This is a genomic window from Collimonas sp. OK607, assembly GCF_900111995.1.
Lineage (GTDB): Bacteria > Pseudomonadota > Gammaproteobacteria > Burkholderiales > Burkholderiaceae_D > Collimonas.
The window spans coordinates 1-19,060 of the sequence record NZ_FOKF01000047.1; the positions used below are offsets into that span (position 1 = coordinate 1).

A 19,060-nucleotide genomic window follows, 5' to 3' on the forward strand; every position below is an offset into this window, starting at 1 on the left:
TGTGCTCGATACCATGCAGACCCGAATCGACAACAGCCGCGACAAGATGAAACTCAGGCGATGCACGGTGGAGCATGTGTTTGGAACCGTGAAGTCTTGGATGGGATCAGGGCACTTCACGATGAAGGGACTGGCTCACGTTGGCACCGAAATCAGCTTGCACATACTGGCCTACAACATGCGCCGCGTCATGGCCATTCTTGGGATCACTGACATGATGAAGGCTATGAAGATCATAGGGGCGTAAGGCCCATTTTTAGCGCAGCCAACTCGTCCCCCATGCCTTCAGAGACGATTTACAAGCGTCATAAGTGGATATTGGCTGCAAAGGAAATTCAATCGACGAAATTTACACCTCTGCGGCACTGCTACCGCAGGATATGAGAAAAAAATGAGTTTCCACACAGGCTCAGTCTGAAACGGCCGGTCAGCCAGGGATGCTGACGGGCCGCAATTGGCCGTTTTGAGGCGGTCGTGACGGGTTGATTTCGTTAAGGATTGTACGACACCTGCCCACCAACGCAAGCTCGGAAAGACGCGACCAATCCCACTGGGCAGGTGTCGTACAATCCTCGAGGGAGGAAACCGCGAGCAAGAGCTCCGCAGTCAGGGCCGAGCTTGGCCTATGGGGATTTGAATGTCCGCACTGCGGATGATGGTGTCCATTTGGGTCGTCAATGTGTCGGCGAGATGGTTCAGACAGGCGATTGCGGAGCTGATGCACGGACTTATCCTGTGGCAGATCACCCAAATACTGGCGCTATTGCAGCGACGAGCCGAGTCCATCCACATCGACGCCAGTCGATGAAGCGTTGGTCGGTAGTGTAAGCGCATCAAGACTATGTCAGTCATGGCGGACCTCGGAGTCGCGGTGGCGCGCGTATCGGTTGGACGCGCAGCAGAGTTTCGATGATGTGCATGGTGCCGCCGCAGTGCCGGCAAATGAAGCTAGGCTGGGAAGCGCCTACCGACGCGTCGGCACTACCGGATTGCACACTGGTGATTGACGCGACCTGCAGCAGCGCACGTAGCTGCGCGAGGTTGTTCTTGCGCTCGGCATTGGCAAGCAACCCATAGTGACGAATGCGATGAAAGCCGCCGGGCAGAACGTGCAGCAGGAAACGACGCATGAACTCGTCGGCCGCGATCGTCATGGTCTTGTGGCGCGTACTTCCCTTGGCCCGGTAATCCTTCCAGCGGAAGGTGACGCCGCGCTCGTCCAAGCTCAGTAGTCGGCTGTTGGAAATCGCCACCCGATGGGTATAGCGCGACAGATAAGCCAGCACCGCTTCCGGTCCGGCAAACGGGCGTTTGGCGTAGACCACCCATTCGCATTTCCGCGGTGGCGCCAGCCAGTCGGCGAAGGCCGCCGCGTCGGCCAACTGTGCGTAGTCACCGAAGAATTGCAGCAAGCCGGTGTGATAAGCCTTGTTGAGTTCTTCGATAAAACGCCGCCGGAACAGCCGCGACAGCACACGTACCGGCAGAAAGAAACCGGGCTTGCAGGCGACCCACCGATCACCATCCAGCGACAGCCCGCCACCGGGAACGATGCCATGCACATGCGGATGATGCGTCAGCGCCGATCCCCAGGTGTGCAAAACCAGCGTCGCCCCGATCTTCGCGCCCAGATGCCTGGGGTCAGCGGCAATGGTGCGCAGGGTTTCGGCGGCGACGTCAAACAACAGACCGTAGATCACGGCCTTGTTGTAATACGCGATGGTACTGATCGGCGCTGGCAAGGTGAACACGACGTGGTAATACTCCACCGGCAGCAGTTCGCTCTGCCTGGCCTCGAGCCAACGGCGAGCGGCGCTGGCCTGGCACTTCGGGCAATGCCGGTTGCGGCATGAGTTATACGCGACATCGGTGTGTTCGCAATTCTCGCAGGCCAGCATATGCCCACCCAGTGCCGCGCTGCGGCACTGTTCGATGGCTGACATGACCTTGAGCTGACCCAGGCTCAAGTGGCCGTGCTGAGCCTGCCGCCAGGCTGGCCCGTGGGTACGGAAAACATCCGCGACCTCCAGGGCGCAACGCCCCACGACTGCCGCCTACGGCGGCGGTAAAGCATCCAGAGGACTGATCACCTTGCGCAAAATCTCGGTAGCCACGTGGGTATACAACGCCGTGGTCTCGAGCTTCTTGTGTCCGAGCAACACCTGAATCATCCGCACATCGACCTTCTGTTCCAGCAGATGGGTCGCAAAACTGTGCCTTAGGGTACTCGATCTGGAGGCGATCAGCTTGTTCAGGCTGCAGAATAAATCAATATCGGAAGTCGGTAATGCTGCTCCAGCTTCAACATAACGTCGTGAGATATTGTTGATCAACTAATTCTTGTTTTTTTATTTATGAACCAAGCCTATATCTGTGATGCCATTCGTACACCTTTCAGCCGATATGACGGCGCGTTCAAGGATATTCGTGCCGATGACCTCGGCGCGATACCGTTGCATGCATTGATCGCACGCAATCCCAAGATGGATTGGGCAGCAGTGCAAGATGTGATATACGGCTGTGCCAACCAGGCTGGAGAAGACAATCGCAATGTGGCGCGCATGTCCGCGCTGCTCGCTGGTCTGCCGCTGGAAGTTCCTGGAGCCACAATTAACCGTCTTTGCGGCTCCGGCATGGATGCGGTGGGCTCTGCCGCACGTGCGATCCGGTCGGGTGATGCCGATCTGATGATTGCCGGTGGCGTCGAATCGATGACGCGCGCCCCGTTCGTGATGGCCAAAGCGGAGAGCCCATTTTCGCGCGCCGCGAAAATCGAAGATACAACCATCGGCTGGCGCTTCATCAATGCCTTGATGAAAGCAAATTACGGGTCGATTCGATGCCTGAGACTGCCGAAAACGTAGCAGCCGAATTCAGTCTCCATCTATTTTTCTGAATATGTCATTCAAACTATTCCGGCTATCTTGATGGTTTGAAATCAGCCAATATGCAAGCTACCCCCTTTCAGAAGAGATACTCATGAAAATCTTGCATATTGACTCCAGCATCTCCGGCGAGGCTTCGGTCAGCCGTCGCCTGTCCGCCGCCGCAGTCACAGAAATAGCGGGCGCACAGCCGGGAGCGACGGTTATCTACCGTGATCTTGTCGCCATGCCGCTCGACCATTACCTCATGACCGACAAACCCGGTAACGACACCCAGGGCTCTGCATTTAGCGCCGCGATCCTTGAAGAGTTCCTCGCCGCCGACACGATCGTGATCGGTGCGCCACTCTACAACTTCACCGTCTCGAGCCAGCTCAAGGCGTGGATTGATCGGCTTGTGATCTCCGGCGTCACCTTCAAGTTGAGCGAACAGGGTTCGATCGGCCTGGTGGGCGACAAGCGCGTGATCGTGCTCGTATCGCGCGGTGCCGTCTATCAGCCCGGTACGCCGTGGTCGCCGTTCGAACATGCCGAGACGTTCCTGAAGGCGATTTTCGGCTTCATCGGCATCGAGCCCGAAGTGATCGTCGCGGAAGGCACCGCCTTTGGCTCCGACAGTCGCGCGTGCGCAATCGCGGGTGCCGAAGCGGCGATCGCTAAAATCCCGGCGAGGGTGGCCTGACATGAGCCGGCTGCCAACCTTCTTCATTGCGCATGGCGGTGGCCCGTGCTTTTTTGTGGCCCCACCTCCCGGCTGGCCGCGCGACACCTGGGACAGAATGGCGGCCTTCCTTCGGGGGCTCGATGCGTCGATCGAGAGGCGTCCTCGCGCGGTCATTATCGTGTCCGGCCACTGGGAGGCGCGGAATCCGACAGTCAACAGCGGCGCACACCCTCCGTTGCTTTTCGACTATTCAGGTTTCCCTTCCCACGCCTATCAGCTCACCTGGCCTGCGCCAGGCGCGCCGGAAGTAGCAGCGGAGGTCCGCCAGCTGCTGGAGGCAGCAGGATTCGCGACGGATGCGAACGACCGCCGTGGCTATGACCATGGCGTGTTCGTTCCCTTCAAGCTGATCTATCCGGACGCCGACGTTCCCGTTGTCCAGCTGTCATTATTGGCGTCGTACGATCCTGCCCAGCATTTGGCGATGGGACGCGCGTTGGCGCCACTGCGTGATCGCGACATCCTGATCATAGGTAGCGGCATGAGCTACCACAATCTGCCCTATTTTTTCACCGGACGTGGCAATGAGCTGGCTGAGGCCTTCGATGCATGGTTGGGCGATGCGGTCACCGATCCAGTCGCGCGCGAGGCAAAGCTGATCGATTGGCAGGCTGCTCCAGGCGGGCGGGTGGCGCATCCCGAGCCCGACCATCTTCTTCCACTGATGGTCGCCGCCGGGGCGGGCGCCGACGACATCGGCATTCGTGTATATCACGACCGGATCGCCGGGAAGCCCTATTCCGGGTTCCGATTCGGCTAATGCACAAGCTCTGCGGCGTCAACCGGCAAAGCCAAGCAGACCCCGTCGAACTCGAATTGCCATTCCCGCGCTTCGTCGTTATCCAAGCGGTCGGGGGACGTTGGCGACCATCACGATCGCGTCGGGACAGCGGAGGCTAATCGGTAACTGCGCGACGGGCTTCACAGGCCGAAGATCGCCAAGGGGGTTTTCTAATATACTGGGATTGTTTTGATAAAAAGCTTTAGCCATATTGATGAATATAAACGCCTTGACCTTTGATCAGCTGCTGGTGTTCGCGACGGCCGTCGATGAGGGCAGTTTCTCGGCGGCATCCCGTGCGCTCAATCGCGGCCAATCCGCGATAACTTACACGATGCAGAGCCTGGAAGATCAGATCGGGACACCGCTGTTTGACCGTAGCGCGTATCGCCCAACGCTTACCCCCACAGGCAAGGCACTGTTGCCGCGCGCGCGACGCATTCTGGCGGATGTCAACCAATTCAGCAGCCAAGCCAAAGGTATGGCGCGCGGTTTGGAGGCCGAGGTGCGCTTTGGCCTTTCGGACATGGTGCCCGTCGCGCAGCTGGCACCAACTCTTGCCGCTTTTCGAATGGAATTTCCGACTGTTTCTCTCCGGATTTCGAGAGGAACATTCGGGTTGGAGCAATCCCTAGCCGAGGGCGACCTCGACATCGCGGTCCTCGTTGATCTCGATTTGCCCAATGTGCTCGACCGAAACCGCCTTTCAACGTTTCATCTGATTGCTGTCGCAGCACCCGGCCATCCGCTCGCCGGGTGCGAGGGACCAATCACCACTGACATGTTGCGCGAGGAGTTACAGATTGTGCTGACCAAACCGAGCGAAGTAGCTGGCGGCCGAGATCAGGGTGTTGCAGCCCTCGACAGCTGGCGAGTAACCGATTTGACCACCAAACATGGGTTACTTTGTGCCGGCCTGGGTTGGGGTAGCATGCCCGAACCATTTGTTTCTGCCGACATCGCAGCAGGCCGCCTGGTTGTTTTGCCCATCGAACGCTGGGACGGCAGCGATCATTTGCCCCACCTCGACATCGTCGCCGCGCAGTGCCATGAACGAATTCCGGGACCAGCAGGCACTGCGCTTCTCTTGGCACTTATCCGCGACAGCAAAATCGGTCCCATATTCACGCCCTAAAGCGCGTATTTCAAAGTGAACAGAAATCCCTGTAAAAACAAAGGGCTACCGATACACTCCGTAACTCCTCAGTAAGCCTCCAGTTTCAGACGAAACCGCCCACGGACCGTGAACCAGGTATCGTTACAGGACGCGCGACGGCTCCCGGCAGTGTGGCTGACCGCGTCTTTGGCGCGTCGGGCGACGAGTCCGATTACCTGTCAATAAGACTGGCTCTGGTCACGATCAATCGCACATTTTGGTGAGCTTTGCTTCCCGCCGGAGAGATTTGTAGTTCCTGTTGACGTGACCGGACCGAGCGCCGCCGCGCGCATTGTATTGAATGCGGAAGTTCATCATGTCAAGAAAATTACCGGTGCTTGACCCGCTGGCTACGTTCGTGGACGTGGGCAGCGAACACATGCATGTTTCGATTGGCGGCGATGAGCCGAAAGTATTCGGCACCGTCACATCGCAGCTGCATGCGCTGCGGGACTGGCTGCGCTTGCAAGGTGTCCATTCGGTCGCCATAGAGGCGACCGGCGTCTACTGGTTGTCCTTGTACGGTGTGCTGGAAGCGGCGCACCTAGAAGTGCACATGGTCAATGGACGGCAGACGCGCAACCTGCCGGGCAGGAAGGCCGACATGGCCGACTGCTAGTGGGGGCCACGCTGCACATGCACGGCTTGCTGAAGGCCGGCTTCGTGCCGCCGGCCGACATCCGCCGGCTACAGGACTATCTGCGCCTGCGTGCCGATCACGTTGCCGCGGCGGCCAGCTGCGTGCAGCTGATGCAAAAGGCCCTGGAGCGCATGAACATCAAGCTGCACGACGTCATCTCCTCGCTGGCCTGCGGTTGATCTAGCGTCAAGGAATCCATGACCATCAGCCTATCTGAACATCTATATCAAAACAATCCCTCTATCTTCGATGGTTAAGGCGATGCAAACTAGCTTCATTCAGACGCTAGGAGATATCCATGAATACCCCCGCTACATCCTCAATCTCAAAGACAACAAGCAAGTCACTACGTATTGCCCTCTGGGCCGCCCAGGTCGTACTGTTCGCGACCTTCATGATGTCGGCTTTCATGAAGCTAACTACCCCGATCCCGCAACTGTCCACGATGATGCCGTGGACGGGCGAGCTACCCGAGACATTCGTGCGTTTCATCGGCTTGGTCGATCTTGCGGGCGGTCTCGGTATTCTCCTGCCTGCCTTGACGCGGATTAAGTCGCGACTTTGCGTGTTGGCCGCTGTAGGCATCATCGTGCTCCAAGTACTCGCAATTGGCTTCCACAGTTCACGTGGCGAATGGATGGTATTGCCCCTCAACTTTGTGCTGCTGCCCTTGGCGATTTTCGTCTTATGGGGTCGGTCGCGCAAGGCGCCAATTGGCGCACGTTGAGCAGTTCATTACCCAACTGAAATATGGAAAGAAAAATGATGAAAACCTTTCTCCGCAAAAAATCGTTATTGGCAATGGTGGTGTTTACCACCATTGCCGGGGCCGCAAACGCTCGATCGCTCAATCACCGGTGGCCATCTATGGCGTGGTGGACGTCGGTTTGCTCATGCTGAAAATTTTAGTATCGACAGTATGGCACCTCTGAATATTTAGCGATATTCCTACTCGTCGAAACTGGATTACGCGAAAACTGATTTTTAGAAGTACCCATAAATATTACACGTCATCAAAATGACGAGGCGTACATAGGAGACAGGGTTGCGACGCGTAATTGGAGCATGCCAAAGGACGGCGTGCCCGTACGCTGCACCCATTGGCATCAGCCGCTACTGGCCACCCTCCTATCTCCCTCCTCAAAAATGCCGTGATCTGGACTTCTGCAGCCAAACGGCTGGAAGTGTGCCCATAAGCTATTGGAGAATTCATGGAAAGCTTGATTGCGCAGAACGGCTTGTTGTTTCTTAACGCCGACTATTGGGAACGTGCCGACGAAAGATCGGTCGAGCCGACCGAGCAGCTTTTTACCGCATCCGGAGAGTTGGTAATCGGTTCCTTGGTTCTTTCAGCACAGGATCAGATCAGGACATTCTTCCAGAACCGCGCCGCGCACCATGCGCAGGTGCAACGACATACTCGTCACGTCTCAAGCAACCTGAAAATTCAGCTTGCTGGCGACCGGAACGCACAAATGAGTTCGCTTGTGATGGTATTCGCCGGCCTTGGAACGATCCCGTTAGAGTCCGAGCTTCCGTCCGCTATCGCCGATGTCGCCGACATTTGCGTGCGCGACAAGAGCGGTATCTGGAAATTCGCGCGTCGCACTATCACCCCTGTATTCGTAGGAGCAGGCGCGGCAAGCTTTACGGCTAAATAACTCAATCAACAATGGAAATAGGAGGACTTCATGTCAGCAGTTACTTCAACGAACGGATCCGGGAAGGCTTTTTTGGCTTGTGCTCCGCATGTACCCATCGTGAGCATGCAGGAGCACAAGGTAAATCCGGAGTTCTGGGCGGCTTACAACGCACGAGTGGAAGAGTTTAAAAAGTTCGATCCAGAGCTCGTGATTATCTTTGGCGGCGATCACTATGACGGCATTTTTCTGAAGCTGACCCCTCAGTTTGTCATCGGACAAATCGCCGAGGGGATGCAGGATTGCGGCGGCTATCCAGGCCGTCTAGCCGTTCCGCGCGATATTGCGGCTGCGTGCGCAACACATCTTGTCCAGAATGACTTCGATATCAACGTGTCCTACGCAATGGAGGTGGATCACGGCTTCACCAATATGTTGCATCATTTTATTGGGGAGCTGGATGCGAAGCCGGTTTTGCCCATCCACATTAACTCGATCGTCGACCCCCAACCGACATTCAGACGCTGCCGGCAGATCGGCGAAGAGATCGGCAGATTTGCCGCAACGCTGAATAAACGCGTCGCCTTCCTCGGCACAGGTGGCCTGTCGCACCAGACCGACTTCATCTTTCCGCAATACGATACCGCGCCAAACGAGAATGTCCGCGACTACATCGTTCATGGGGGCACCAAAGGAGCGATCACTCGGCAAAAGTGGTTCGACGACGTTCGAACCGACATGGAAAAATTCAGTGCCGATCTTGAAGACGGATCATTCAAGGCTCCCTGGATCAACAGCAAATGGGATCAGGAATTTCTTGAAATTCTTGCGAGCGGCGACCTTACCCGTTTCGACCAGTGGACCAACGAGGACGTGCTTGCCGCAGCTGGGTACGGCGGCGGAGAAATCCGGCAGTGGATCACCGCTGCAGCCGCCGCACAAACCGCAGGCGCCGGCAAAGTCCTCGTTGACTACTACTCCCCCGATACGAAATTCGGAATTGGTATTGGCATAGCCCATTCTTTCTAAAGGAAATCCATGAAACTCGTTACCTTCAAGCGCGGCGACAACGCCCAAATCGGGCTTGCCGCAGCCGACGGCACGCTCGTGTCACTTCTCGACGCCTATACCCTGGCAGGGATAGACACTCAGTGCGTTCCACTCGACATGATGGACATCATCAGTCGCTATGCGGAGCTTGAGCCGGAGCTGGCTCGCGCCGCCGCAAGCATTGAAAAACCGGGCGTGGAGCGCTTGCCGACCTCGGACGTCCATTGGTTGCCGCCATTGGGAAACCCCTCGAAGATCCTGGGAGTTGCCATCAATGATGCTGGCGTCAGTGCCCTGGCTTCCAGCCATCCGCAAAATCCGCCATTTTTCATCAAGGTCCCCTCAGCGCTGACGGGCCATCAGCAGCCGATCGTGATCCGTCCCGATTATGGCCTGACGCATCCAGAGGGTGAACTGGCTGTCGTCATTGGGCGGCGTTGCAAGCTGGTCAAGCCAGAGGATGCTCTCAAGATGGTGTTCGGCTACACGATTCTGAATGACGTCACGTCGGTTACCTTGAAAAGCGAAGACACCTACACATTTTCACGACCGGACATCGACCCTCCACCACCCGGCTTCGAACACGGGGCCATGCAGTTGGCCTATCACGCCAGATCCAAGAACACGGATACCTTCGGCCCGGTCGGGCCGTGGATCGTGACGAAGGATGAGATTGCTAATCCGAACGCATTGACGGTGAAGGTCTTCATGGGCGATGAGGAATGCACCACCGACAACACCGGTAGTTTGCGTTTCACGGTAGAGGAAGTGGTCTCTTGGGCCAGTCGCTACTTCACGCTGGAACCGGGCGACATCATCCATATGGGTGCCGCAGTCAAAGGCAAAAAATACGGACTCCGGGATCTTGACTTCCAATCGTTGGACGGCCCGTGTTCGGTAGAGATCAGCGGGATCGGCAGACTAAGTAATCCGATCAAGAGAATCGATCTGGCGGGGAAGCCTGTGTCTGCACAACCTCGTAAAGTTCTCAAAGCGTCCTGGCCGCCGCGCGATGCCTGAAGGCGCTCCGACATTCATATCTAAACGATCGATAAGCCAAGTGAGCGAGCTACCAATGTTCAATACCTCTCATCAACTCAAGTCAATCGTCCTGCTCCATGGCTGGGGCGGATCTTACGCCTCGGTATGGCGGGAAAATAGTTGGGAAGAACGCCTTGTTACTGCCGGGTACGAGGTAGAAGAAATCGATTTGCCTGGGCATGGGAATGCCGAGCGCTCACATGACCCACAAGGCTATGCCGACCTGGCTAGTTCAATTGCGCAAAGGCTACCGAACGCGCGACCTATTACGGCCATTGGCTATTCCCTGGGGGCGAAGGTTCTACTTGAAATCGCCGCAAGAAATCCGGATATCTTCGGCACGCTGGTTTTGGCGGGCCTCGGTGCCAATGTGTTCGCTCCGGAAAAAGCGGGGGAGCTGATCGCGGATGTTCTCGAACAAGGTGTGAACGATGCCACGCCGGCTACTATCCGAGGATTTGTATCGTACGGCTTGGAAGCGGGAAATGATCCACTGGCGCTCGCTGCCTGCCTACGGCGCCCCCCCAACCCGGTTATTACGGCTGATCGACTGGCGAAGATAAGGTGTCGAACCCTGGTCATCGCAGGGGACCGTGACACGGTTGCCCTTCCGCTTGAGCCGCTGGCAAGTGTGCTGCCAAATCATACGCTGTTGCTGCTGAAGGATATTGATCACCTGGGACTTCCGGCCGCCCCGGAATTTGCAGACGCCGTGATGAGGTTTCTGGATAGCCGAGCGTAATGCGGTAACGAATTGATGCATTGAATCAACGTACAGGCAGGCGCTGCGCCAGCCTCTCTGCCTCGAAGAAGAAATGAAATTCTTGAAAAATAACTGGTAGCGCAGCTATGCGAGCCAGGTGAATCCTGGCGAAAATGATTCTCGATGAAAAAGCATAAGTTAGTAATGGATCTGCAACTCAGGCGGTGGTTGTGTCGGCTTAGTTTTTGACTCCGGATTTTTTGAAGATCGAGGCCGTTGGGCTGACTGTGTGTAGGGAGTAAAAAGTCACGATTTGGATGTGACGTAACGGAATTTTGGCTTTGGGGGTACTACGGTAACAACGTTACATTCTTTTTAAATGCAAGATTTTGGAGGCGACAATGAAAAAAAAACATGGCCGTAAGAGCCAAAGAGGTTTCGTTACGAACACAACAGCGTTGCAGCTGTTCGCAGCGGTGCTTGCATCGCAAGGCGCAATGTCTGCACATGCGTTCGAAATCGAGTCGGGCAACCCCGACGTAAAAATCCATTGGGATAATACACTCAAATACAGTACGGCCTTTCGTCTGAAAGATGCGTCCGGCACTTTATTGGCCGATCCGAACCAGGACGATGGTGATCGTAATTTTGGAAAAGGCGTGATTTCAAATCGTGTCGACCTGCTTTCCGAATTCGATGTGAAGTACAAGGATCATATGGGAGTACGTGTCAGTGGCGCTGCCTGGTACGACTCGATCTATCACCAGACAAACGATAACAACTCTCCCGGAACGGCAAACAATATTTCCGTGCCCTACAACCAGTTCAATTCCGCCACGCGAAGTTTGCATGGGGGTAGCAGCGAAATCCTCGACGCCTTTGTGTACGACACTGATAATATTGGCGGTATACCTTCCACGGTACGTCTCGGTCGGCATACCGTACTCTACGGCGAGACCGTTTTCTTTGGCAGCAACGGGATAGCGGGTGGCCAGGCGCCGACCGATGTCGTCAAGTTGCTGTCGGTGCCGGGTTCGCAGTTCAAGGAAATCGTGCGGCCGGTCAATCAGTTGTCTACGCAGTTTCAAGTCAAAGACAATCTGGCCATCGGTGCCTACTATCAGTTCGAATGGCGCAAGACGCTGATTCCCGGAGAGGGTAGCTATTTCTCCGGGGGAGACGTGGTGGACGGAAGCGAACGCTTCTTTCTCGGCCCGCCGTTTCCTCCAGGCGCTGCCCTTTTCCATACACGGGATCAGGCCGCAAAAAATTCCGGACAGGGCGGTATGCAAATCCGCTGGCGACCATCCAATCTCGACGTAGAGCTTGGACTGTACGCGATCCGCTATAACGAGAAGACGCCACAATTCTATGCCAGCACTGTCCTGACGGGTGGCACGTTAAATCCTGCCATTGGCGAGTTTGGTACCTACCAGTTGGTTTACCCAGAGGGTGTCAAGGCTTATGGGGCCAGTTTCAGCACACAGATCGGGGACGCCAACGTGGCCGGTGAAGTGTCGGTAAGACGGAACACGCCGCTGGTGAGTGATCCCACGATTTTTGGCGTCACGACGACTGCGACTTCTGGAAACAATAATAGTAATCCAGCCTATGCGGTCGGCAACTCCGCCCACGCTAATCTTTCTACTATCTATTTGGCACCGCCCACAGGCCTGTGGAATACAGCCTCTTTCGTAGGCGAGATCGCCTGGAATCGAAGGACCAGCGTGACGAAGAACCCTGAGGCAGTTGCGGCGAATTCATCGCGTGATGCCTGGGCGCTACGCTTCCTTTTTGAACCGGCATGGTTTCAGGTCGCGCCAGGTTTGGACCTCAGCGCTCCAGTTGGCGTTGGATACAGCCCGCATGGCAATTCGTCAGTGGTGTCCCAGTTTAATGCGGGCGGAAAAAATGGTGGAGATCTCAGTCTAGGGATTAAAGGTACCTATCAGCAAGTGTGGCATTTCGGTCTGACATATACCAATTTTTTTGGCAGCGCAGGAACTGGGCTGAACTCCTTAGGGCAATTATCTTTCAAGCAAAACCTGTCAGACCGGAATTTCATCGCTGCGACAGTACAACGTTCGTTTTAATAAAAGGAGACAGTGTAATGAATAAGCAACAGTTTTTACGTCCGGCGATTGCCGGCCTGATTGCATCCTTGCTGTGTCATGCGGGATTGACCAATGCGGCGGTGTCGGCGGAAGAGGCATTGAAGTTAAAGTCTGAGCTAACCCCGCTTGGTGCGGAGAAAGCCGGCAATAGGGAAGGCACGATTCCGGCCTGGACCGGCGGTTATACCAAAGTGCCGTCCGGCTATAAGCCGGGGAATGTACGTCCTGACCCGTTTTCAGACGAGAAGCCGCTGTACTCGATCACGGCAAAGAATATGGCGGAGTACGCCGATAAGCTCTCTGATGGCCAGCAGGTGCTGTTAAAAAAATATCCAAGCTATCGTATCGACGTTTACCCAACGCATCGGACAGCCGCCGCCCCACAGTCCGTTTATGACAATACGTTGAAGAATGCAACGCGTGCAAAGTCCAGCGCTAACGGCTATTCGATCAACGGCGCATTTGGTGGCATTCCCTTTCCGATCCCCAAAAACGGCGCGGAAGCGATGTGGAACCATCAGTTGCGCTGGCAGGGCGAGTCGGTTCTATACTCGCACGCCGCTTATGTGATGTCGGGAGGAAAGCCGTTGTTGGCGGCGACGGTCCACGCTGAAATGAGCTTCCCTTACTTCTTCAAGGAGGACTCGCTGGAGACGTTCAAGGGAGATTATTGGCACCTGTATCAAGTGACTACCGCGCCCGCTTACAAAGCCGGCGAGTCGTTCCTGGTACGCGACCCGGTCGACTATGAAGCGAAGGGCCGCCAGGCATGGCAATATCTGGTGGGACAGCGCCGGGTGCGCCGTGGGCCGAGTCTTGCCTACGATACGCCTAACTCGGTTACTTCAGGTGTTGATTTCTTCGATGAGGTTTCTCTCTTTCTCGGTGCTTTAGACAAGTATCAGTGGAAACTGGTCGGCAAAAAGGAGATGTATATCCCCTACAACGATAACAAGTTCTTCCAAAAAACGCCGGAAGAAGTGCTCGGACAGAATTATTTGAATCCTGACGATGTTCGCTGGGAACTGCATCGTGTCTGGGTAGTGGAGGCAACCCTCGCTCCCGGAAAACGCCATGTGATTCCAAAGAAGAAGTTCTATCTGGATGAAGACACGTGGGACGCTGTGCTTTACGACGGTTGGGACGCGCAAAGCCAACTCTGGCACTCGGGAATGGCGTTACCTATTCTGGCGTTCGAGTACCCGGGCGTGATCACTTATCCGTTCAGCATCCAGGATTTACTCAAAGGATCTTACCAGGCCACCATCATCAACGGGCAGCCAACCCAATATGGACAGGTGCCCCGCTGGCCGGAAAGTAACTTTACGCCTGAGTCTATGGCCGCTCGCGGCGTTAATTAGGGAGTTGTCATGCACGGTACGCGTCGTCTCTTTCTTTTGTTTCTTGGGTGCGTGTACATGGGCGCCACCAGCGTCCATGCTGCCATGGCGAGCGATCGGGTGACCGATCCGCTCGACCGGCCCGCACAAATCAGTGTGCGGGCACAGGATGCCATGGTCACCGCCGTCGCCCGGGCGGGTGAGCGCCTGGTTGCTGTCGGTGAGCGGGGGACCATCCTGCTTTCGGACAACAATGGCCAAACCTGGCGTCAGGCAAAGCGGGTTCCGGTCAGCCTCTTACTGACCGGCGTGCGCTTCGGTTCGGCGCGCAAAGGATGGGCTGTTGGGCACAGCGGCGTTGTCTTGCACTCTGAGGATGGCGGCGATACCTGGGTCAAGCAGCTTGACGGCAATGCTGTTGCAAAAATCGCGCTCATGTCTGCGCAGGCGGCAGTCAAAGCAGGCGGCGACGATGCCGAAGCTAAAAAGGACCTAGTGGACGCGCAAAGGCTAGTGCAGGATGGCGCCGACAAGCCCTTCCTCGACCTGCTGGTGGAAAATGATTCGACCGTCATTGTCGTGGGTGCCTTCGGCCTTGCGCTTCGCACCGAAGATGGCGGAAAGACCTGGCGGCCATGGCAGTCCCGCATCCTGGGCGACAAAGGAAGCCATCTGTATGGCATTCAGCAATCCGGAAACACCATTTACATTGTTGGTGAGCAGGGCTCGGTGTTTCGATCGACCGATAATGGTGTAACGCTCTCCGAACTCACGACGCCATACAAAGGCAGCTTCTTCGGCCTGTCGGTTCTCTCCGATTCGCAAGTATTGGTCTATGGCCTGCGCGGGAATGCCTTCGCATCGAACGATGCCGGCGCAAACTGGCAACCTGCAAAGGTCGGCACGCCGGCGTCGCTGACGGCAAGTCTGGTGCTTGCCGACGGCGCGATCCTGATGGCGAACCAAGCGGGGGGGCTTCTCAAGAGCGCCGATCATGGCCTCACCTTTTCGATAGTACCAGTCCCCAATCCGGTACCCATCGTCGGTATGGCGCAGGCGCCAGACGGCAGCATCGTGCTTGCCGGTCTGCGCGGTACTTCCCACCTGCCGGCTAATTCGTCCACTCTACCTATTGGTGCAAAATGACACCCTCATCTCCTTCGTCTGATCAACCGGTGATACGTGACTTATCCGCGTTTGATGCCAACTCTGGTTCGCTGGTGGAACGCGTTCTCTTTAATCACCGTCTGGTGGTGATTGTGTTGTGTTTGCTCACGACAATGGTGCTGGGATATCAGGCCACCAAAGTCGACTTGCGGGCAAGCTTCGAGCGCATGATCCCGACGGGGCACCCTTATATCACTAATTACCTGGCCCACAAAGACGACCTCAAAGGCCAGGGCAACGCTATCCGTATTGCGGTGGCGACCAATACCGGATCCATATTCGACCCAGGCTATCTTGAGACGCTGCGCAAGATCAACGATGAGATATTTTTGATTCCTGGGGTGGATCGCTCCTTCATGAAGTCGTTATGGACACCGTCTACACGCTGGCTTGCCGTCACAGAGGAAGGTTTGGATGGTGGCCCAGTGATGATCGACGATTTTGATGGTTCTCCGAAAAGCATTGAGAAATTGCGCGCAAACGTCGAGCGCTCAGGAGAAATCGGACAACTGGTAGCAGCCAATTTCAAGTCGACCATCATCTTTGTGCCTTTGCTGGATGTCGATCCTCAGACCGGAAAAGCGATCGATTACCGAAAGTTTTCCGATGCGCTCGAAACAGTCCGCGCAAAATATGAGACGAATAAGGTCACCCTGCACATTACGGGCTTTGGCAAAATTGTCGGCGACCTCATGGTCGGCTTGAAGCAAGTGCTGCTGTTCTTTGCGGTAGCAATCGGCATCTGCACAGCGGTATTGTTCGCCTACACGCGCTGTGTCAGGAGTACGGTGTTGGTGGTGACGTGTTCAATGGTCGCTGTCGTATGGCTGCTTGGCCTGTTGCCAACGCTGGGTTTTAAGCTGGATCCCTACTCGATCCTCGTGCCGTTTCTGGTGTTCGCCATCGGCATGAGCCATGGTGCGCAAAAGATGAACGGCATCATGCAAGACATTGGACGCGGGACCCACAAGCTGGTAGCGGCGCGCTTCACTTACCGCCGTTTATTCCTGGCCGGATGCACGGCGCTGCTGGCCGATGCAGTCGGCTTTGCCGTGCTGATGATCATCAAGATTCAAGTTATCCAGGACTTGGCGATCGCCGCGAGCCTTGGTGTCGCGGTGCTAATCTTCACCAACCTGGTCTTGCTGCCGATATTGCTTTCCTATACCGGCGTGAGCATAAAGGCGGCCGAACGCAGCCTGAGAGCGGAGCAGGTCAATACTGCGGACGGATCGAACGAGAAGCACGGCTTCTGGGCCTTCCTCGATCATTTTACGGAGCGCAAGTGGGCCTCGATCGCTTTGATTTCTGCTCTGATCATAGGTCTTGCGGGGTTTGCCGTCAGCGCGCACTTGAAAATCGGCGATCTTGATCCGGGCGCGCCGGAATTAAGGCCGCACTCACGCTATAACCGGGACAATGCCTTTATCGTTTCCAATTACGCAGCCAGCAGCGACACGCTGGTGGTCATGGTCACCACGCCGCAGGATCAATGCGCCCAATACCCGACGCTGGTGAAGATGGATGCGCTCGAATGGCAGTTGCAGCAATTGCCCGGCGTGGAGTCGACAAACTCTTTTGCCGCTTTGACAAAACGGGCGATGGCAGGGATGAGCGAGGGCAATCTGAAGTGGGCCGAGCTCGTGCACAATCAGGACTCGATCAATGCGGTCATTACCCGAGCCCCCCGCGAGCTATTTAACCAAGCCTGCAACATGTTGTCCCTGTATGTGTACTTGAAGGATCATAAGGCCGACACCCTGACCTCGGTCGTGGATAAGGTCGAAGCCTTTGCCAAGACGAACAACGCCGGCGACGTGAAATTCCTGCTGGCCGCCGGTAACGCAGGTATCGAAGCGGCAACCAACATCGTGGTCACGAAAGCCAACCTCGATATGCTGTTGATGGTGTATGCAGCCGTGACCATTCTGGCATTCATTACGTTCAGATCCTGGCGTGCCGTCATTTGTGCGGTCCTCCCACTTGCGCTGACGTCGATTCTTTGCGAAGCCCTGATGGTGGGTCTGGGCATCGGCGTCAAAGTTGCCACGCTCCCTGTCATTGCGTTGGGGGTGGGTATCGGGGTTGACTATGCCTTGTATATATTGACCGTCGTGTTGGCCAACCTGAGGGCAGGGGAATCACTCTCCGTCGCCTACTACCGAGCGCTGCTGTTCACCGGCAAGGTCGTTGTCCTGACCGGCATCACTCTCGGTATCGCCGTGGCGACATGGGTATTCTCGCCTATCAAATTCCAGGCTGATATGGGTTTGCTGCTTGCGTTTATGTTCGTAGGAAATATGCTGGGCGCGCTCATCCTGCTTCCCGCGTTGGCGCATTTCCTTCTCAAACCGAAGGTCTTAGCTTCGGGCCAGAAGAAGGCGCTGCAAGACCTGCCGGAAAGCAAGCTTTTGCGGGATGAACCGGTGTAAACAGGCCAGTTACACCCACAAAAAAATCATCAAAATGAACGAGCTTGCCGCGCCAGCCGCGCCGCATTGGCGCTAGTCCATGCCATCAGGCAGGAAAATGCGCACTAGCAATGAACTATTACTCAACGGACTTAGACATGAAAATACCGAAAATTATCGTGACCATCGCCCCGACAGGCGGCATGGCCAGCAAAAAGCAGAATCCCCATTTACCGACCCAGCCCGATGAAATCGCGCGCGATACTTACGACTGCTTTAACGCCGGCGCGAGTGTTGTCGCGGTACACGCGCGCCGTCCGGACGATGGCGCCACCTGCGATCCGGCGATCTACCGCGACATCAATGAGCGCATCCGTGCCAAGTGCGACATTATCATTAACAATTCAACTGGTGGTGGAGTCAACGGCGACATGGTGCGACAGGGGCCGAACGGCTACTGGGAAATCATGTGGGACGAGCGGCTAAAGGGACTCGAAGGCGGTGCCGAGATGTGCACGCTCGACGCCACCACCATCAACGCCAGCTTCGAAGGGCGCGAGCTGCTGATGAATACACCCCCGTCGCGCTGCCTCGAGCTGGCCACGAAGATGAAGCAGCTAGGTATCAAGCCGGAGTGGGAGGTGTTCAGCCCTACCCATATCCTGCAAGACGTAGCGACGCTGATCGAGAGCGGTTTCGATGAGCCGCCGTATTTCATCAACCTGGTGCTGGGTGCGCATCGGGGGTTCCAGAATGCGATGCCGTACAGCCCACGCATCCTGCAAAGCATGGTCGACCTGTTGCCGAAGGATTGCATTTTCGGTGTCAGCGGCATCGGTCCAGCGCAGCTGCATTCTGGAATCAACGCATTGCTCCTGGGCGGCAATGCGCGCACCGGGCTGGAAGATAATTTGTACTACGCTCAAGGCGAGCTGGCTACCAATGTCCGACTGATGGAGCGGCTGGTGCGCATCATCCGCGACTTGGGGATGGAGCCGGCCACGCCGGCCGAGGCACGCGCCATCATGGGCTTGCCACGGTGTGCCGCGCCAGCGATAGTGCCAAACAAATTGCGATAGCAGTCTGTCGGACTTTGACCTCCATATAGACGTGCCGGGCCGATAGACGATACGTATCTCCGTACGCTGCTGATCCACGGTGCGCTGTCAGTATTGATGCATGCGAAGGCGTCGAGCGCGTGGGTTCAGGAGATCAGCAAGTGCCGGCCACCGAATGTGGTGCCGGTGGCGCTGGCCAACAAGATGGCACGAACCATCTGGGCGCTGTTGGCCCATGACCGGGAGTATGAAGAAAGTTATGTGAGCGTCAAACCGGCATAAGCGGATTGACATTGTAATTAACCTTTTTAACAAGGGCAGGCACGTCGAAAGGTTGCGCAAGTTAATTG

19 protein-coding genes and 3 pseudogenes are annotated in these 19,060 nt (G+C 56.1%); 20 read left to right on the top strand and 2 right to left on the bottom strand.

Features of this window, described 5'->3' with window-relative positions:
- Both BM029_RS22190 and BM029_RS25990 read left to right on the top strand, forming a co-directional pair.
- Positions 1–247 (top strand): transposase (locus tag BM029_RS22190; protein WP_170851186.1); only part of this gene is annotated, 247 nt, incomplete at its 5' end.
- A gap of 390 nt (positions 248–637) precedes the next feature.
- Entirely contained in the window at positions 638–808 is a 171-nt protein-coding gene (locus BM029_RS25990) for a hypothetical protein (RefSeq protein ID WP_170851187.1), read from the top strand.
- A 40-nt stretch (positions 809–848) separates the two neighbouring features.
- Here BM029_RS25990 and BM029_RS22195 read toward each other — a convergent pair whose 3' ends face one another.
- The gene (locus BM029_RS22195; protein ID WP_092439799.1) at positions 849–2,045 is read right to left on the bottom strand and encodes an IS91 family transposase; all 1,197 of its coding nucleotides are present in this window, start codon (positions 2,043–2,045) and stop codon (positions 849–851) included.
- A gap of 9 nt (positions 2,046–2,054) precedes the next feature.
- A pseudogene (locus tag BM029_RS22200) lies at positions 2,055–2,225 on the bottom strand (tyrosine-type recombinase/integrase); the annotation flags it as partial.
- 129 nt (positions 2,226–2,354) lie between these two features.
- Here BM029_RS22200 and BM029_RS22205 point away from each other — a divergent pair.
- The 18 genes and pseudogenes from BM029_RS22205 to BM029_RS22290 all read left to right on the top strand — a co-directional run.
- Positions 2,355–2,881, top strand: a pseudogene (locus BM029_RS22205) (beta-ketoacyl synthase N-terminal-like domain-containing protein); the annotation flags it as partial.
- 98 nt (positions 2,882–2,979) lie between these two features.
- Entirely contained in the window at positions 2,980–3,567 is a 588-nt protein-coding gene (locus BM029_RS22210; protein WP_092439801.1) for an FMN-dependent NADH-azoreductase, read from the top strand.
- 1 nt (position 3,568) lies between these two features.
- Entirely contained in the window at positions 3,569–4,369 is an 801-nt protein-coding gene (locus BM029_RS22215; protein WP_092439802.1) for a DODA-type extradiol aromatic ring-opening family dioxygenase, read from the top strand.
- A 235-nt stretch (positions 4,370–4,604) separates the two neighbouring features.
- Entirely contained in the window at positions 4,605–5,525 is a 921-nt protein-coding gene (locus tag BM029_RS22220; RefSeq protein ID WP_092439804.1) for a LysR family transcriptional regulator, read from the top strand.
- 337 nt (positions 5,526–5,862) lie between these two features.
- Positions 5,863–6,165 (top strand): IS110 family transposase, encoded by a 303-nt coding sequence (locus BM029_RS22225; protein WP_170851188.1) that lies wholly within the window; start codon positions 5,863–5,865, stop codon positions 6,163–6,165.
- A 17-nt stretch (positions 6,166–6,182) separates the two neighbouring features.
- Complete coding sequence (locus tag BM029_RS22230) at positions 6,183–6,365, top strand: hypothetical protein (RefSeq protein ID WP_139217315.1); 183 nt, start codon at positions 6,183–6,185, stop codon at positions 6,363–6,365.
- A gap of 119 nt (positions 6,366–6,484) precedes the next feature.
- Positions 6,485–6,913 (top strand): DoxX family protein, encoded by a 429-nt coding sequence (locus tag BM029_RS22235; RefSeq protein WP_092439810.1) that lies wholly within the window; start codon positions 6,485–6,487, stop codon positions 6,911–6,913.
- Positions 6,900–7,118 (top strand): hypothetical protein, encoded by a 219-nt coding sequence (locus tag BM029_RS22240; protein WP_092439812.1) that lies wholly within the window; start codon positions 6,900–6,902, stop codon positions 7,116–7,118. Before BM029_RS22235 ends, BM029_RS22240 begins: the two co-directional genes overlap by 14 nt.
- A 279-nt stretch (positions 7,119–7,397) precedes the next feature.
- Positions 7,398–7,847, top strand: a complete 450-nt coding sequence (locus BM029_RS22245) for a nuclear transport factor 2 family protein (RefSeq protein ID WP_092439814.1) — start codon at positions 7,398–7,400, stop codon at positions 7,845–7,847.
- A 30-nt stretch (positions 7,848–7,877) separates the two neighbouring features.
- The gene (gene mhpB, locus BM029_RS22250; RefSeq protein WP_092439816.1) at positions 7,878–8,855 is read left to right on the top strand and encodes a DODA-type extradiol aromatic ring-opening family dioxygenase; all 978 of its coding nucleotides are present in this window, start codon (positions 7,878–7,880) and stop codon (positions 8,853–8,855) included.
- A 9-nt stretch (positions 8,856–8,864) separates the two neighbouring features.
- Complete coding sequence (locus BM029_RS22255; RefSeq protein ID WP_092439818.1) at positions 8,865–9,896, top strand: fumarylacetoacetate hydrolase family protein; 1,032 nt, start codon at positions 8,865–8,867, stop codon at positions 9,894–9,896.
- A gap of 55 nt (positions 9,897–9,951) precedes the next feature.
- Entirely contained in the window at positions 9,952–10,659 is a 708-nt protein-coding gene (locus tag BM029_RS22260; RefSeq protein WP_170851189.1) for an alpha/beta fold hydrolase, read from the top strand.
- A 362-nt stretch (positions 10,660–11,021) separates the two neighbouring features.
- Entirely contained in the window at positions 11,022–12,713 is a 1,692-nt protein-coding gene (locus BM029_RS22265) for a DUF1302 domain-containing protein (protein ID WP_092439822.1), read from the top strand.
- A 17-nt stretch (positions 12,714–12,730) separates the two neighbouring features.
- Positions 12,731–14,095 carry a DUF1329 domain-containing protein gene (locus BM029_RS22270; RefSeq protein ID WP_092439824.1) on the top strand — a complete coding sequence of 455 codons (1,365 nt, stop codon included), beginning with the start codon at positions 12,731–12,733 and terminating at the stop codon, positions 14,093–14,095.
- A gap of 9 nt (positions 14,096–14,104) precedes the next feature.
- Entirely contained in the window at positions 14,105–15,220 is a 1,116-nt protein-coding gene (locus BM029_RS22275; RefSeq protein ID WP_211482521.1) for a WD40/YVTN/BNR-like repeat-containing protein, read from the top strand.
- Positions 15,217–17,673: an efflux RND transporter permease subunit gene (locus BM029_RS22280; protein WP_092439826.1), complete on the top strand. Its 2,457-nt coding sequence runs from the start codon at positions 15,217–15,219 to the stop codon at positions 17,671–17,673. Before BM029_RS22275 ends, BM029_RS22280 begins: the two co-directional genes overlap by 4 nt.
- 137 nt (positions 17,674–17,810) lie before the next feature.
- Complete coding sequence (locus BM029_RS22285; protein WP_092439828.1) at positions 17,811–18,731, top strand: beta-keto acid cleavage family enzyme; 921 nt, start codon at positions 17,811–17,813, stop codon at positions 18,729–18,731.
- A gap of 48 nt (positions 18,732–18,779) precedes the next feature.
- Positions 18,780–18,992 (top strand): annotated as a pseudogene (locus BM029_RS22290) (IS110 family transposase); the annotation flags it as partial.
- Positions 18,993–19,060: the final 68 nt, after the last annotated feature.